Source organism: Chitinophaga nivalis, from assembly GCF_025989125.1.
Classification (GTDB): Bacteria; Bacteroidota; Bacteroidia; order Chitinophagales; family Chitinophagaceae; genus Chitinophaga; species Chitinophaga nivalis.
In genome coordinates this window covers 8463908-8479252 of the sequence record NZ_JAPDNR010000001.1, presented here as the reverse complement: position 1 = coordinate 8479252, position 15345 = coordinate 8463908, and the positions used below count along the sequence as shown (strand labels likewise).

13 protein-coding genes are annotated in these 15345 nt (G+C 48.3%); 6 read left to right on the top strand and 7 right to left on the bottom strand.

Going from position 1 to position 15345, the window contains the following annotated elements; all coding sequences use genetic code 11:
• Positions 1-21 precede the first annotated feature (21 nt).
• The 4 genes from OL444_RS31395 to OL444_RS32075 all read right to left on the bottom strand — a co-directional run bounded on the left by OL444_RS31395 (position 22) and on the right by OL444_RS32075 (position 3954).
• On the bottom strand, positions 22-942 hold the full coding sequence (locus tag OL444_RS31395) for a phage tail-like protein (protein WP_264726615.1): 921 nt from the start codon (positions 940-942) through the stop codon (positions 22-24).
• A gap of 33 nt (positions 943-975) precedes the next feature.
• Positions 976-2640 carry a phage tail-like protein gene (locus OL444_RS31390; protein ID WP_264726616.1) on the bottom strand — a complete coding sequence of 555 codons (1665 nt, stop codon included), beginning with the start codon at positions 2638-2640 and terminating at the stop codon, positions 976-978.
• A 246-nt stretch (positions 2641-2886) separates the two neighbouring features.
• Positions 2887-3330: a universal stress protein gene (locus tag OL444_RS31385; RefSeq protein WP_264726617.1), complete on the bottom strand. Its 444-nt coding sequence runs from the start codon at positions 3328-3330 to the stop codon at positions 2887-2889.
• Positions 3331-3381: 51 nt separating this feature from the next.
• Entirely contained in the window at positions 3382-3954 is a 573-nt protein-coding gene (locus tag OL444_RS32075) for a TetR/AcrR family transcriptional regulator (RefSeq protein WP_264726620.1), read from the bottom strand.
• 767 nt (positions 3955-4721) lie between these two features.
• On the opposite strand from OL444_RS32075, the gene OL444_RS31375 reads away from it, so the two are divergent.
• From OL444_RS31375 to OL444_RS31350, 6 genes are all read left to right on the top strand, one after another.
• The gene (locus tag OL444_RS31375; RefSeq protein ID WP_264726622.1) at positions 4722-6515 is read left to right on the top strand and encodes an alpha-L-fucosidase; all 1794 of its coding nucleotides are present in this window, start codon (positions 4722-4724) and stop codon (positions 6513-6515) included.
• A gap of 21 nt (positions 6516-6536) precedes the next feature.
• Positions 6537-7631, top strand: a complete 1095-nt coding sequence (locus OL444_RS31370) for a hypothetical protein (protein ID WP_264726625.1) — start codon at positions 6537-6539, stop codon at positions 7629-7631.
• Positions 7632-7633: 2 nt separating this feature from the next.
• Complete coding sequence (locus OL444_RS31365) at positions 7634-8689, top strand: hypothetical protein (protein WP_264752050.1); 1056 nt, start codon at positions 7634-7636, stop codon at positions 8687-8689.
• A gap of 40 nt (positions 8690-8729) precedes the next feature.
• The gene (locus tag OL444_RS31360) at positions 8730-10073 is read left to right on the top strand and encodes an alpha-L-fucosidase (RefSeq protein WP_264726628.1); all 1344 of its coding nucleotides are present in this window, start codon (positions 8730-8732) and stop codon (positions 10071-10073) included.
• A gap of 403 nt (positions 10074-10476) precedes the next feature.
• Positions 10477-11937, top strand: coding sequence for a sulfatase family protein (locus OL444_RS31355; protein ID WP_264726630.1), 1461 nt, complete (start codon positions 10477-10479; stop codon positions 11935-11937).
• A 340-nt stretch (positions 11938-12277) separates the two neighbouring features.
• On the top strand, positions 12278-12880 hold the full coding sequence (locus tag OL444_RS31350) for a response regulator transcription factor (RefSeq protein ID WP_264726632.1): 603 nt from the start codon (positions 12278-12280) through the stop codon (positions 12878-12880).
• Positions 12881-12888: 8 nt separating this feature from the next.
• On the opposite strand, the gene OL444_RS31345 is transcribed toward OL444_RS31350, so the two are convergent.
• From OL444_RS31345 to OL444_RS31335, 3 genes are read right to left on the bottom strand one after another with little or no spacing between them, the layout of a single operon-like run.
• Positions 12889-13554, bottom strand: coding sequence for a siderophore-interacting protein (locus OL444_RS31345; protein WP_264726634.1), 666 nt, complete (start codon positions 13552-13554; stop codon positions 12889-12891).
• Between the two features lie 21 nt (positions 13555-13575).
• Positions 13576-13857, bottom strand: a complete 282-nt coding sequence (locus tag OL444_RS31340; RefSeq protein ID WP_264726636.1) for a hypothetical protein — start codon at positions 13855-13857, stop codon at positions 13576-13578.
• A gap of 60 nt (positions 13858-13917) precedes the next feature.
• On the bottom strand, positions 13918-14802 hold the full coding sequence (locus tag OL444_RS31335; RefSeq protein WP_264726638.1) for an AraC family transcriptional regulator: 885 nt from the start codon (positions 14800-14802) through the stop codon (positions 13918-13920).
• Positions 14803-15345 lie beyond the last annotated feature (543 nt).

Sequence of the window (15345 nt, the reverse complement as noted above, 5' to 3'; positions counted from 1 at the left end):
TTGCGTCTGATATGTCGTGCATTAATAACCAATAACGGTAACGAATATTCTGGATGCGGCCGTGCTTAATTCCAATCCATCTACCGTACCTAATAATACCACCGGTGAGTTTTTACTTTCTACCAGGATGAGATAAAGCCGCGACAGCGTATAGTTCAGGACCGCTGCCAATGGAGCAGTGGTGGCATCGGCGCCGCCCCGTGCCGTGACTTGTACGCTGAGTATTTTGGTAAATCCTGCATTGGAAATATCTACCTGCGGCAGCCCTGCCGGGGTGTTGGGGACAGAGTCTGCCCATATTTTCAAATTATTGGATACCACGCCGGCGGCGCTGTAAAGTACCGGCGCCGTAGCCGTTCTGACGAGGTTGCCGCTGGCATCCACGCCCACACTGCCGGCGCCGGCGGTAACGCCGGAGGCGCTGGTGAGATTTTCCAGGCGAACGCCGGAAACATTGGCTACCCCACTTTTTACCTGCAACAGCGAAGTGGGTTGGGTCGTACCAATGCCCACATTGCCGGTGCTGGAAATAATCATCCGGTTGGTGTTGGCGGTACGGAAGTTCACGGGATTGGCGGTAGCGGTGCCCAGGAAGCGGGTAGCGCTGTCCACGGCGGTATTGCCGCTCAGCAACCATTGGTTGCCGGTAACGGCTGTACTATCCGCCAGTCTGGACCAATAGCCGTTGCGCCTTACCAGTAAACTTTTCAACGGAGTATAATAAACGATCATCCCATCCGGTGCCGTATTGAGCGGGGTGAGCGTCGTATCTGCAATTCGGGGTAACAGTAATCCCTGTGCTGTGGCTTTTAGTTCCAGCAGTGCTGATTTGGTGGTGCTGGCCGGGGCATCACTCAACAGCAGCTGTTGGGCCGGCAGTGTATTGCATAGCAATAGCAACAGGCATACCAGCGCAGGATGTTTCATCATCGCTTTTAGCATGTATAACAATTTTACGGGTAACAATAAGCCGGTTTATTTCCTGATCACATACCAGTTGGAGCCGTCTGTTTGAATGGTTACGTACGTATAGTTGTTATAGATGACATAACTGCTGCCGCCTTCTATCTGGCCGCCGGTGGGCTGTATGGTAACACTGTTGTCGATGGTGCCGCCCACTTTTTTGATGGTGTATATACGGCCGGCAATATTGGTAGCTGGTGGCAGCGTGATATTAACAGCTCCGCCGGAAGCATCTACCAGTACCGTGTTGTCTGTTTCCGTCAGGGAACCGGTACTGTTGACTGTGCGGATGTTCAGCGACATGGAGCCACTTACCTGCAGGGTGGAATTGGGTTTGGTGGCAGCGCCCACAATGGCGTTTTTACCAACGGCAAACGTATCTCTCACTGTTTTATAACCGGCAAATGTTTGTGCCGAATCATTGACCACACCGCGGGCGGTTACACTGGCGTCGGGAATATTCAGGGTGAGTTTATTGGCGGTAGTGGTACTGTCGAGGGCAACATCATTGCCGGCTTTACCGGTAGCAATATAGATGGCCGGACCAGTTTGTCCGTTGATGCGACGGATACCTGATGTAAAGGCGGCAGAATCGACCGCTCTGTTTTCGATGGCGCCGGTTACCGGATTGCGGAATAATACACTGGTGGTAGCGGTACTCACCTGAGGCGGAGCCGTTGCCAGGGTTACATTACCGGTGATGTTGGCGCCGCCGGCATTGATTTTTAATCCGTTGCTGCCGGTTACCTGACCGGTTACACTGAGGCCGCCGCCGATATGCGCGCTGTCTACAAAATTTTTCACGCCGGCAATGCTTTGGTTACCTGTGGATAGGGCGCCCGGGTTGGTGGCATCAGCAGCGGTGAGTTGCAGTATGCCGGTGGCAGGGTCCAGTACCAGGCCGTTTGCATTAGGCGTGGTGAGGAAGGTACCGATGGTGATGGCTTTTTGTTTGTTGCTGAAGGCTGCCCAGTCTGCGTAGGTAAGCAAACCTGTTTTCTGCGAGGTGCCGTTCACGACAGGTACATTCATGGTAATGGTACTATCTGCCGCTGTAGTGGTGACGCCATAGGCCGCGTTGAGGGTGTCTGCGCGGATGGTGAAGCCTTGTTTGGCTACGTTGTTGAGGGTGCGTATGGCGTCGCCGAATGCGGCGGCGGAGAGGTCGCGTTTATTGATTGTTCCCGTAGTTGGGTCAATCACCAGTACGCTGATGAGGGAAGTACTGGCGGGTACCTGTTTCAGGGCCACGGTTTGCGTGGTACTGATGTTGATGGCTTCAGTACCGTTGGTACGGAGCGATAGGGGCTGTCCGTCGGAGGTACCGAGATAGTTAGCGGCTGTAGTACCGGCGTTGCCTTTTAGTTGCCAGCTGTTGACAGAAGCAGAGAGGCTGTCTGCCAGTTTAGACCAGTAGCCGCCACGACGTACGAGCAGGCTTTGGGTACCGGTAAAATAGATGATCATCCCGTCCGGGGCGCTTGTTAAGGGCGCGAGTGTGGTATCGGGAATACGGGGTAATAACAAACCTTGCCTGACACTTTCCAATTCCAGAATAGACGCCTTGTTAATGGTGGCAGGGTTGTCTCCGACTTTCAGCTGCGCCATGGCAGCCGGTGCTGCGAGCAGGAATAGCAAAATCAGCCATACACTGCTAATAGGGTAGTGCTTTTTCATACGTGCGTTTTAGTTAGAAATAAGTGTGCAATAAAATGTTGAAACCAGCAATGGGACTGGAATAGAAGGGGGAGAGGAGTATGGGGTATTTTAATTATTCTATATAAATATAGGTATTTGCCTTTTACAAACCATGAAAAAGTGCGACAGGAAAACAGAAAAAAATTATACACAGCAGCAAAGCAGCCGGGGAAGATAATAGCGGATAGCCTTCACCGTGTGCTTTGCTGTTGTGGATAAAGGTTGTTAATGAGCAGCCTGGTTATAAGGCACTACCAATACAGGGATACGTGCGTGACGAACAATGTATTCCGCATTGCTGCCTACGAGCATGTGGTCCAGACCGGTGCGGCCATGTGTGCCTACTACCAGTATGGAAGTGGTACCATTATGTGCCTGTTCCAATATTTCGTTGGCGGGGCTGCTGGTACTTACTTCGGTTTGTATCCGGATCTGGGTATCGGGGTACCGGGTTTTGTATACTTCCAGCCGTGCGGTTACTTCCTCGGTGCGGGCGGGAATATCATCTACTACGATGGGACCTGCTTCCGGTAATCCGAGGCCAATTCCCAATTCCAGAACCGTCAGGAGGGTAACAGGCACCTGTAGTTTGTTGGCCAGCTCAACGCCGGTGCTGATCACGCTTTCTGAAAAGCTGCTCAGATCTACTGCGATCATGATTTCTGACATATGCATGGTATATTAAAAGGTGAATAATTATTCGTTTATGATGGGTGGAAATTACGCTTTGATGGCATCCCAGCAAAGGTCGAAAGTGGTATTGATTTTCGATCGGGTAAGTGGCACACCACTGTAGTGGGTTTGTTTCACCAGCTCATTCATGGCGCCCATGATAAAGGCCAGGAGGAGGTTGGTGTCGGTTTTTTTGAGCAGTTGTTCTGATTTCCCTCTTTCTATCATTTCATAGAACGGAGCGGCCAGCTGACGGGCTTTTTCGCGGGTCGTTGCCGTAATAAAAGGGGAGTGATAACATTGTTCGGTGAAAACAGATTCTTCAAAGTGCTGCAGCCGGTACCGGAGTATGTTCATCCATACACTTCTGAACCCGGGTTTAAACGGGGCCAGGGGATTATATCCTTTGAAAGATACCTGTACGGAGTTGGCGCGGCAGGAAGCAAACAGGGCGTTGATCAGTTCGTCTTTACCGGTGAAGTAAACGTATAAGGTGCCGGTAGCGATGCCGGCTTCCTTGGAGATGTCGCTCATCGTGATACCTGCCAGCCCTTTCTTGCCTACCAGCCGGAGAGACGCCTGAAAAATCTGCGCTATCTTTTTATCATCTTTCGGTTTCACCCTACAAATATAAGCGAATAATTATTCACTCATAAAAATGTGTTAAGCATCTCCCTAAAATAAAAAAGCCTGAGCAGTGGAAACTGCCAAGGCGCTATTAGCTAGATGATGATTAAATCAAAAACCCTTTTATTCTGAAATCAAAGGGTGAATGTTTAACCCGCTTTTTTCATCAAATCCGATTATATATGTAAAGGAAGTAAGTCCATCATAAAATCCCGTCGGCCTGGACAAGCCGACAGGATATAGCTGAGATATTTGTTAGTTGTATGCATTTCCAGTTACCATGAAATTTTGCCGAACATGGTGTATGAGAACGCAATATTATTGGTTATACTATCTTAATTCGTTAATTGATTCTTAACAAGAAATGAAATAACAAGTGAGGTAGGGGCAAAAAATTAGCCCTTGCTGATGACAAGTCAACAAGGGCTGTAAAACATTCACACGCCATCTGCAGTAATAAAAGAGGGATTGACTGCCAGATGTGATATTTGAAATGTAGCCTACTATTAAGCTAAATAAGATGTTCGTTGTTATGGATCATCAGAGACCGGCAACCCTTTGCTGCCATCAAACCCTGTTGACACATCTAAATTAGTATATCCCCCCGGGATAATTGGTTAATCATTGGTTAATGCATAAAGTGTAAGGTTTTAATGCGCCGCACTTATACCATTTTCCCTTTCCCTGATACCATTTTTCCAGGCATTTGCAGATGCCAACGGTTATGCCTACTTTTTATGGACTGCTTTAAAAACCACCCTATGGTCCGCAAAATTCCACTATTACTCTTCGTCCTCTGTAGCTGTATGGCCATGGCGGTGCAATCGCAGGATATGCCCGATATGTGGACCCGCAACAGCAGTAATCACACCCATCCCGGGCTGAAATGGTTCTCCGAAGCTAAATTTGGTCTCTTCATACACTGGGGCCTTTATGCACAACTGGCCGGTAAATGGAACGACAGCAGCTATTACGGTAGCGGTGAATGGATCATGCAACGGGCCAAAGCCCCTGCAGCCGCCTATGCACAGGTGGCGTCTTCCTTTAATCCCGTAAAATTTGATGCGGAAGCATGGGTGAAGACCGCCAAAGCGTCCGGCTTTAAATACATCGTCATCACCGCCAAACACCACGAAGGCTTCAGCATGTACGATTCCAAAGTCACAGAATTCGATATCATGGATGCCACCCCCTATAAAAAAGATCCCATGAAAGCCTTGTCTGTAGCCTGCCGGCAACAAGGTATCCCATTCGGGTTCTATTATTCCCAGTTTCTCGACTGGCATGAACCCAATGGCGGTGGCAATAACTGGGATTTCGACCCGCAACAAAAAGACTATCTGGCCTACTACCGCAGCAAATCTATTCCACAATTGAAAGAACTCCTTACTAATTACGGCCCGCTCGGATTAGTATGGTTTGATATGCCCGGTGGACTGACCAAAGCACAGACACAACAACTGACAGATACCCTGCGCCGCTTACAACCCGGTTGCCTGTTCAGCAGCCGTATCGGACATGAACTGGGCGATTACCGCGACTTCGGCGATTCGGAAGTACCACCCGTACCGATTCCCGGCGCCTGGGAATCTATTTATACCCATAACGATTCCTGGGGCTATATCCGGCATGATCTCAACTTTAAATCTCCGGCATCTCTTATCCGGCTCTTATCCAACGTGGCATCCAAAGGCGGCAACCTGTTGCTGAATGTAGGTCCGGATGGTGATGGCGCATGGCCGGCTGCTTCCATTCAGTACCTGCAGGCAGTAGGGAAGTGGTTGCTGGTATACGGTGAAAGTATTTACGGCACCACCTGGGGGCTTATTCCGGCCCAGCCCTGGGGAGTAACCACCAGCAAGCCAGGGAAACTGTTCCTGCATGTCTGGCAGGCGCCGGATAGCCGTCGTTTGCGCGTGCCGGGACTGACCGCAAAAATCCGTTCCGTGAAAATAGCCGGTAACAATACCCCCCTGACCTGGCAGCAATTGCCGGAAGAAACCATCATCCGGCTGCCGGTAACGTTGCCGGATACACGTAACACGGTATTGATCGTGGAATATAAGGGAATACAGCCCGATTTGTCGCAGTTGCGTACACAAACCATCAGCAGCGACTATCCCTCCGCAGAAATCCCCGCAGTATGGGCCATATTCAACGGACGGGCTACGCCTAAACTGTTTACCTACTCCCATTACTTCGGCGACTGGAAACATGAAAATTGTGCGACCGGTCTGCGGCAACCGGAAGATGCGCTGGTATTTCCCCTGGAAGTACAAAACGCCGGCGACTACCGGGTCATACTGGATTATGCCTGCGAGCCGGATAGCGCCGGACAACAAGGCGTGGTGACGGTAGGCGGGCAGCAGCTACCTTTTCTGTCGCTGGCCACCGGTAAATATAACAGTCACGCGCCGATGCAGTTTATACAGCATGCGGTGGGTATTATACACCTGGATCAGACAGGGAAACATAACCTGACGGTAAAACCGGTGGCAGGTAATAACAAGGAATTATGCCGGTTGCGGAAGATCATCCTGCAACCCGTGAAATAAAAATAACAGTAACAAGCGAACATGAAAAAGATAAGCACGTTGGGGCTGATACTCAGCCTGTATACCATCTGCAGTACCGCTCAGGTAATGCCTGCCAGAGACTGGCTGATAGATCCGAAAGGGTATAAGGCCATTGTAACGGAGCAGGGTAAAGACATTACCATCAGTAACGGATTGCTGAGCAGAAGTTTTCGTATAACCCCCAACGTGATCTGCAGTGATTACCGCAACCTGGTCAACGGCGAACAGCTCCTGCGGGCCGTAAAGCCAGAAGCGCGATTAACCATCAATGGCAAGGATTATGCGGTGGGCGGCGCCATGGGGCAACCGCAACAGGCTTATCTGTTACCGGCCTGGCTGTCCGGTCTGCAGGCCATTCCATCCGGTTTCCGGTATACCGGCCACCGGGTCACGGATCTCCGGCCTTATCTGCCCTGGCGTGCCCGTCGCTGGTGCAGTAATCCTGCACTGCCCGCCGGTAAAACGCTTACCTTCTCCTATGTTGCTACAGCATCCGCCCTGAAAGGTATCACCGTAGCCGTACACTATGATGTATTGGATGGTATGCCGCTGCTGGCCAAGTGGCTGGAGATTACTAACGGCAGCGGACAAACGATAAAACTGAATCAGGTCGTACATGAAATACTGGCCACGCCGGAAGAAGAATCGGCCGTAGTGGGCAGTGTACATCAGATGCGGCCGCCGCATGGCTTGTATATCGAAAGCAATTATGCCTTCAATAACGCCATGAAAGCCAGCCTGAGTGATCAGACGACTCACTGGAAAGCGGATACGGCCTACACGTCTCAGGTCAATTACAACCTGCAAACGCCCTGTTTGCTGGAAGTATATCCGAAAGTACCGGTAGGCATAAAGCTGGCGCCGGGAGCAGTATACCAGTCTATCCGCACCTATGAATTGTTGCTGGATGGTTATGACCGGGAGCGAAACGGATTGGCGCAACGCCGGATGTACCGCACCATAGCACCCTGGACAACGGAAAATCCGTTGTTTATGCATCTCATCAGCACGGATCCGAAAAAGGTAAAAGCCATCATTGACCAATGTGCGCAGACCGGTTACGAAGGCGTGATACCAGCTTTGGCAGCGGATTGAATATGGAAGATACTTCAGCGGCCAACATCGCTTTATTCCGTTCCCTGGCAGATTATGCCCATCAGAAGAAGATTATGCTGGGCGGCTATTCGCTGTTCTCCAGCCGGCGTATCAACGACGAAGAAGATGTGATTAATCCCGCTACCGGAAAAACCGGCGGCGCATTCTTTGAAAATGCGCCTTGTCTGGGAAGTCGCTGGGGGCTGGCTTATCTGGAGAAGATAAAATATTTTATCACGGCCACAGGTTTCGACCTGTTTGAAAATGATGGTCCCTATCCCGGAGATGTATGTGCTTCCGTAAAACATCCGGGACATGAAGGGCTGGAAGATTCCCAGTGGAAACAAATGGAACTGCAGAAAGGATTATATCACTGGCTGAATGAAAAAGGGGTGTATGTAAATGCGCCCGACTGGTATTTCCTGGATGGTACCCATAAGATCGGATTAGGATATAGGGAAACTAATTTTTCATTGCCCCGGGCAGAGCAGCTATTGCTGAACCGGCAGAATATTTTTGATGGTACCTGGGAAAAAACACCTGGCATGAGCTGGGGATTTGTGCCCCTGAGTCAATACCAGGGCGGCGGTGCCGCCGCTACGCTGGAGCCGCTCAAAGATCACCTGGATGCCTACGAACAGTTGATGGTACAATACTACGGTGCTGGTATCCAGGCCTGTTACCGGGGCCCTCGTTTATACGATACCGATAGTACGCGGCAGCTGGTACAACGGATGACCGGCTGGTATAAAAAATACCGCCATATCCTCAATGCGGATATCATTCACCTGCGCCGTGCCGATGGCCGCGACTGGGATGGTATCCTGCATGTAGATGCTACACTGCCGCAAAAGGCGCTGGTCATGTTGTACAACCCAACCAGTCAGGCTATTACGCGGGAGCTCTTGTTGCCGCTATATTATACAGGATTGGAGCAAACCGTGCGTATCCGGGAAAAAGAAGGGCTGGCAAAAACGTATACACTAGACCGTAAATACCAGGCACGTGTATCAGTAACCATTCCGGCGGCCGGTTATACCTGGCTGGTAGCGGAATAATGCGGGCGATATCAAAAATACATCAACATAAATCACAGTTATGAAAAAATGCAGATTGTTAGTTATGGCCTGTTTGTTATGCTTGTCGCAGGTGCAGGCGCAGGAAAAAAAGATCTTTAATGAAACCGATCAGCAGAAAGAACAGCGGTTAAGCTGGTGGACGCATGATCGTTTCGGGATGTTTATCCACTGGGGATTATATTCGCTGCCAGCCCGGCATGAGTGGGTGAAAAACCGGGAACGCCTTACAGACAGTGCTTACCAACCTTACTTCGACCGGTTCAATCCGGATCTGTACAATCCCCGGGAATGGGCGCGTATGGCGCGGGAAGCGGGAATGAAATATGCAGTGATCACCACCAAACACCACGAAGGATTTTGTTTATTTGATTCTAAATTTACTACTTACAAGGCCACCAATACCGCCGCCGGAAAAGACCTGATTAAAGAATGGGTAGATGCTTTCCGGGCAGAAGGATTAAAGGTGGGATTTTACTATTCGCTGATCGACTGGCATCATCCGGATTTTACCATTGATGAGATGCATCCGCAACGGCCAACAGATCCGAAAAAATACGAACAGCTGAATAAAGGAAGGGATATGGCAAAGTACCGCACGTATCTCTACAACCAGGTAAAGGAACTGATGACCAACTACGGCAAAATAGATATGCTGTGGACCGATTTTTCCTATCCGGGCGAGCATGGAAAAGGGCATGAAGACTGGGGATCTATCGAATTGCTGAAAATGGTACGGAAGCTGCAACCGGGCATTATTGTGAATAACCGGCTGGACCTGGAGAGCTATGCAGATGGGGGTGATTTTGTGACGCCGGAGCAATATAAAGTAGCCAGCTGGCCTACTAAAAACGGCAAGCGTATTCCCTGGGAAACCTGTCAGACTTTTTCCGGTTCCTGGGGATATCACCGGGATGAAACTTCCTGGAAGGATAATAAACAATTACTGGTGTTGCTGATTGAATCTGTGAGCAAGGGTGGTAATCTGTTGCTGAATGTAGGCCCTACTGCCCGTGGTTTATTTGATACCCGTGCGCAGGATCGTTTGAAAGGAATGGGTGACTGGATGCTGGTCAACGGACGATCTGTTTATGGATGCACCCAGGCGCCGGATCATATCAAGCGGCCGGAGAACAGTTTACTGACCTATAATCCTGCTACCAAACGTTTATATGTGCACTTGCTGGACTATCCGCTGCAACGTTTTGAATTACCGGATATGAAGGGAAAAGTAAAGTATGCACAGTTCTTACATGATGGTTCTGAAATCAGGATGAGTAATACAGAGGGCGGTGCTGTGGCATTGGATTTACCGGTGCATAAACCCGGTGTGGAAATACCTGTGATAGAGCTGATACTGGAGTAATGATAACAGTGGTTTAAAGGCTGTTACTGCAAACAACATTACAGGTGGGGAATTTTCCCTGCTGCTGTAATGTTGTTTTTTTTGATGCCTGTGATACCGGCCCGGAGCAATAAAAAACATAGGACATATCACAGGAAATAGGTACCCCATCATAGCTGCCGTCTCCTAACACTACTGGTTAAACGCACGAGCGCAGCAATCACGCGAAATCCTTAACCATACCCGTTTTCAGGTAGGTCGCGCCAGCGGCAAACGATTTGTATTCCACCAAATGATCGGAAGAGTTGACTGCTTTTTTAATACTGCCAGGCGTTTGCTTTTTACCGGAAACAAAAATTTGCTTTATATCTTCCCGAAGATGTATAATTTTATGCTAACCTTTCTTTATTGTTAATTATCCGGGATGAAAAAAATTGTACGTTTTACGGGACTACTCTTATTAACTGCTGTTTCATTCAGTTTTGTAAAACCTTTGCCACCGGCAAAAAGGCCTAATGTGGTGATCATTTTTATGGATGATATGGGATATGGTGATCTGGAATGTTATGCAGGCACCCCATGGCATACCCCTCATATTAATCGCATGGCCGCACAGGGTATGCGCTTCACTTATTTTTATGTAGCCCAGGCTGTTTGTTCTGCTTCGCGGGCGGCTTTGCTGACGGGATGTTATCCCAACCGTATCGGTATTCACGGCGCGTTGTGGCCTACCGCTCCGATGGCGTTGGATACCGGCGAGCAAACCATTGCCGGTGTATTAAAACAACAGGGATATCATACCGGTATGGTGGGTAAATGGCATCTGGGTAGTAAAGTGCCCTGGCTGCCGTTGCAGCATGGATTTGATGAATACCTGGGTTTACCTTATTCCAATGATATGTGGCCGGTACATTACGATGGAAAGCCTTATGCTGATACTTCCACACATCCCCGTGCAAAATATCCGCCGTTGCCGCTGATAGCAGGAAATAACCCCGTGAAATATATCCGGACGCTGGAAGATCAGGCGCAGCTGACAACGATGTATACTGAGCGTGCCTGTCGTTTTATCCGTGAAAACCGGCGGCAACCTTTTTTCCTGTATCTCGCGCATAGTATGCCGCATGTGCCCATAGCCGTATCAGACAAACATAAAGGAAAGAGTAAGGATGGTTTGTTTGGAGATGTGATGACGGAGATCGACTGGTCTGTAGGGCAGGTGATGAAAACATTGGAAGATAATGGTCTGGCAGAGAATACCCTGGTTATTTTTACCAGTGACAACGGACCATGGCTGAATTATGGCAATCATGCCGGTAATACCGGTGGGTTGCGGGAAGGTAAAGGAACGTCGTGGGAAGGAGGGATACGGGTGCCCTGTATTATGCGGTGGCCCGGAAAAATTCCTGCCGGTACGGTATGTAATAAAATGGCTGCGACGATTGATTTGTTACCCACTATTGCGAACCTTTGCGGGGCTGCATTGCCAGTCAGAAAAATAGATGGTGTAAATGTATCTTCATTATTATTTAACAATCCTGATATAACCCCCAGGGATGAATTTGCTGTATATTATGAGGTCAATAGTTTGCAGGCGATCCGGAAGGGGCCCTGGAAACTGGTATTACCTCATCGCTCCCGCAGCTATAAGTTGAATGTACCCGGTTATGATGGATTTCCGGGGGCCCAGCCGGTGGTACCGGTTGTGCAGGCGTTGTATGATATGCGTCGTGATCCGGGAGAAACCTTGGATGTGCAGCAGCAATTTCCGGATGTTGTAAAGGAGCTGTTGGCGGTGGCAGAAAAGTATCGGAAAGACCTCGGAGATGACTTGACCGGAGAAAAGGGAAATGGACGTAGAAAAGCAGGGGAGGTGCAAAAATAATATATATATTTAAATATAATTTGTATTGGGTGTCACAAGTTTCAGCTTCTAAACACTTGATTTGTAGCTATTTGTATTCTATGAATTCTTCTAAACGTATAATGTCAACCATATTATAGTTATATTTTTATGCTAATATAAAACAAATTGTATATTAATATTTATTGAAAAACCATATACGTATCCGATTGACTGCTGCAGGTAATTGTTTCAAATTTGTTTCGGGTATGGGAGACCGTGTGACCTTTCCACTTTTATTAATTCAGCCATACCAGCTTCCAAAACTTGCAGTTAATGAGGGAGATTTCGGATGAAATATACATAACCCAAAAGGAATATTATGAAAAAAGTGTGGCCAATTAATCCAAATCATTTGGGAGAAGCAAAAGTTTTAGAAGTTGCGGGATTGCACAAAGAATCAACAGAAGTGTTACAACAATTAGCAAAAGATATCTGCAACCTGGTTATTATGGACATAGAGATACCTGGATTGACCGCTATAGAAGCTGCCAGCATAGTGAAAGCTGCTTATCCTGATATAAACGTGCTATTGCTTACCCTGAATGAAAAAGGACAATCAGTAACGCCGGTGCCAACGGTAAAAAGTGGTTTTAATGTGGATCATATTCCACCTGTTTCTTTATCTGAATTTATTGCTCAGGTATATGAAACGGCGCTGCAATCGAATTTGGTAGCAGTGAATAAAGTATTGGCTTTTTTCCGAAAAGAAAAGCATACTTATCAAGACCCCTATGGTTTGTCTCCGCGGGAAAAGGAAATACTACGTTGTCTGGTAAATGGCGACACTTACAAACAAGTCGCTGATGTTTGCCACATCAGTGTTGGCACCGTACGCTCCCATATAATGAATATCTACCGTAAACTGGATGTGAATTCCCGTTCAAATGCAATCGTAAAAGCGATGAAAGAGCAACTGGTATAACTATACAGTTAATCCCAGAAGCCCTGCGCTTTTACCTGTCCACCCTGTTGTCGTAATGATTTACGTATTTGTACTACCATCCGGCTGTTTCCTGCTACATAGTATGTGGTGTTATCAGCCGGAAAGTTGTAATGATACAGCCATTCATGCAGGTCTGTAGTGAAATAGCCGTTGTTGCTGAGCGGCTGTACAGGCATCTGCAACAGCTGGCGTATTGTGTGGTCTTCCAATTGCAGGAAGGTATGGAATTGCTGTTCGTGATTCCGTCGGATATACAGGGAGTGAAAATGCCCGGCAGCACTGGCGTCGCCAATGCATACGAGGCATGCGGCTTTGGTAGGTTGATGTAATCCGCCTCCCGGCCCGGCATAACTCACGGTTGTGCCGGAACGTAATTGCTGTGCCCATCTGCTGCCGGGACCATCGTGCCGGCAGTTGATGAGCAAGGTAGCCGTTTGCGTGACTGCATTCCAACTCGCTACAGTGTAGTCACGATAAGTATAAGGAGCTACTTCACATTTAAGATGTTGCGTGCTGCGATCCGGCAATGGTTGCGTTAATTGGAGGTCTGCCTGTAACAACTCGTTGTTGATAAATTGTACGCGGGTAACACTGGCAGTTTTTCCGATGGTCGACATCAGTAATGACGTAGCCCTGTCTTTAATAGAAGGCATATAAAGCAAATGATTTTCGGGTTAGTGTATGATCGTAGTGAGGGTAGGAAAAGCTGTGAGGATCAGTTGCCGGATTTTTTCGGAACGAAGTATGAAATGCTTGAAAACACCCAGTTCTACCAGTACCGGTACTAACTCCAGCATATCTGACAGCGACTCCGTATAGGCTTTACCGGTAGTATCCGTTTGTTGTTCCAATATGCTGACATTTGCCAGAAAAGCGGCAACAGAACCCTTTCTCATCGTGAGCCCGTTTACTTCCAGTGCATCCTGGTTATCGGGTAATATATGTACTGCTTTCATCTTGTATGATTTTAAAATGATACAGCAAAGCTAGGAGAGATAACAAGTGGGATTATTATACTATTCAGGGATATGATTATACATTCCCCGGCTGGAGATCCGGAATGCCGCCGGTGTTTGCCCGGTGTGTTGTTTGAAGAAGCGGTTGAAGTAGGTGACTTCATTGAACTGCAGGTACCAGGCAATTTCCTTGATGCCTTCATCGGAATGCAACAGCATCCGTTTGGCTTCCAGTATGCGGCGGGCGGCCAGCAAGGCCGTAGCCGTTTGCCCGGTATGTTGTTTTACCACATCATTCAAATGCCCCGGCGTTACATGCAATGCCCGGGCATAATCTCCGGAGCTGGTCCAGTTCCGTAAATTTATTTCGATCAGTTCCCGGAATTGCTGCAGCAGTTCGGGTTGTAAGGTATGGGTAGCCCGTTCTGGTAAACAACGGGTAAACAGCGTGAGTAACAACGCCAGATAATGTTGGAGTACCGGATGTTGCAATGCTTTGCGATAGAGGAATTCATTTTCCAGCTGCTGACTGATATGCCGGATTTCCTTATAATCGGCTGCATCCGGTATCACGGGTACATCCATAGAGATGGGCAATGGCGGTGCGGCAGCCGGCAAAAAATCGGGCGTAAAGGAAATCAGAAATATATCGGACGGAGATACGGCATCCGCCACCAGGTGTACCTGCCCCGGTGTCAATAAAAAAAGACTGTTCGGAGGCATCGTTATCACCCGGAAGTCAACCATGTGGGAGCTGGGGAATTGTCCGCTGATGCCCAGGGTATAAAACTCATGCCGGTGTGGTTTACTCACATCTGCATTGGTATGGTGTGCCGGATGCGATGCGCCGTCAGGGATGTAATGTACATCTATCTGCAGCCCCGGAATTCTTTGTAATTGCTCCAGCCGGTAGGAACGAATGGTATCTTGCCTGTATTTTTTCATATGAACCCACTATCAGGACGAATAACAAATGTAAATATTGCACACAGAAAACAACTCCTTTTAAAGCCACTGCGGTAACATTGCTTTAGTCGTACCCAAAATGATACAAGTAAAAGCTAAAATAACACGCATTTTTATGCAATCGATTGCTTATTTTCGGTAACACGTTAAACTGATCACAATCTGAACGCCTTGATTTTGGTACCGATAGCACTTGTATACCGCCAGCAGCCGGATACAACGCGTATCTTCCTCACCAGCTACCGGCTGTAAGGAGAAGCAACGCCGTAATATTCCGGAATAAAAAAACGATCATCTCATCACCTGTAAATCAAGCATATGATCTGACGACTACCCGGCTCTCCCCGTGATTGCAGATAACCTGAAAAATGCCTTCAGGGCGTACATATATCAGCCAGGATCTTTACCGCAGCAAACTACGGTCGGGCACCCGATTGCCCCGTATTTAAGTTCGTGTATACCTAAACGTTAGTATCTGCAACTATACCTGTTCCTTTATTATCTCACGTTATCAATTCCATC

What these genes read in the sequence shown, in the direction of transcription:
- OL444_RS31385 (WP_264726617.1), bottom strand. Translation starts at nt 3,330, where the DNA reads ATGTCAGAAATCATGATCGCAGTAGATCTGAGCAGCTTTTCAGAAAGC.
- OL444_RS31335 (WP_264726638.1), bottom strand. Translation starts at nt 14,802, where the DNA reads ATGAAAAAATACAGGCAAGATACCATTCGTTCCTACCGGCTGGAGCAA.
- OL444_RS31350 (WP_264726632.1), top strand. Translation starts at nt 12,278, where the DNA reads ATGAAAAAAGTGTGGCCAATTAATCCAAATCATTTGGGAGAAGCAAAA.
- OL444_RS31370 (WP_264726625.1), top strand. Translation starts at nt 6,537, where the DNA reads ATGAAAAAGATAAGCACGTTGGGGCTGATACTCAGCCTGTATACCATC.
- OL444_RS31355 (WP_264726630.1), top strand. Translation starts at nt 10,477, where the DNA reads ATGAAAAAAATTGTACGTTTTACGGGACTACTCTTATTAACTGCTGTT.
- OL444_RS31340 (WP_264726636.1), bottom strand. Translation starts at nt 13,857, where the DNA reads ATGAAAGCAGTACATATATTACCCGATAACCAGGATGCACTGGAAGTA.
- OL444_RS31360 (WP_264726628.1), top strand. Translation starts at nt 8,730, where the DNA reads ATGAAAAAATGCAGATTGTTAGTTATGGCCTGTTTGTTATGCTTGTCG.
- OL444_RS31365 (WP_264752050.1), top strand. Translation starts at nt 7,634, where the DNA reads ATGGAAGATACTTCAGCGGCCAACATCGCTTTATTCCGTTCCCTGGCA.
- OL444_RS31395 (WP_264726615.1), bottom strand. Translation starts at nt 942, where the DNA reads ATGCTAAAAGCGATGATGAAACATCCTGCGCTGGTATGCCTGTTGCTA.
- OL444_RS31390 (WP_264726616.1), bottom strand. Translation starts at nt 2,640, where the DNA reads ATGAAAAAGCACTACCCTATTAGCAGTGTATGGCTGATTTTGCTATTC.
- OL444_RS31375 (WP_264726622.1), top strand. Translation starts at nt 4,722, where the DNA reads ATGGTCCGCAAAATTCCACTATTACTCTTCGTCCTCTGTAGCTGTATG.
- OL444_RS31345 (WP_264726634.1), bottom strand. Translation starts at nt 13,554, where the DNA reads ATGCCTTCTATTAAAGACAGGGCTACGTCATTACTGATGTCGACCATC.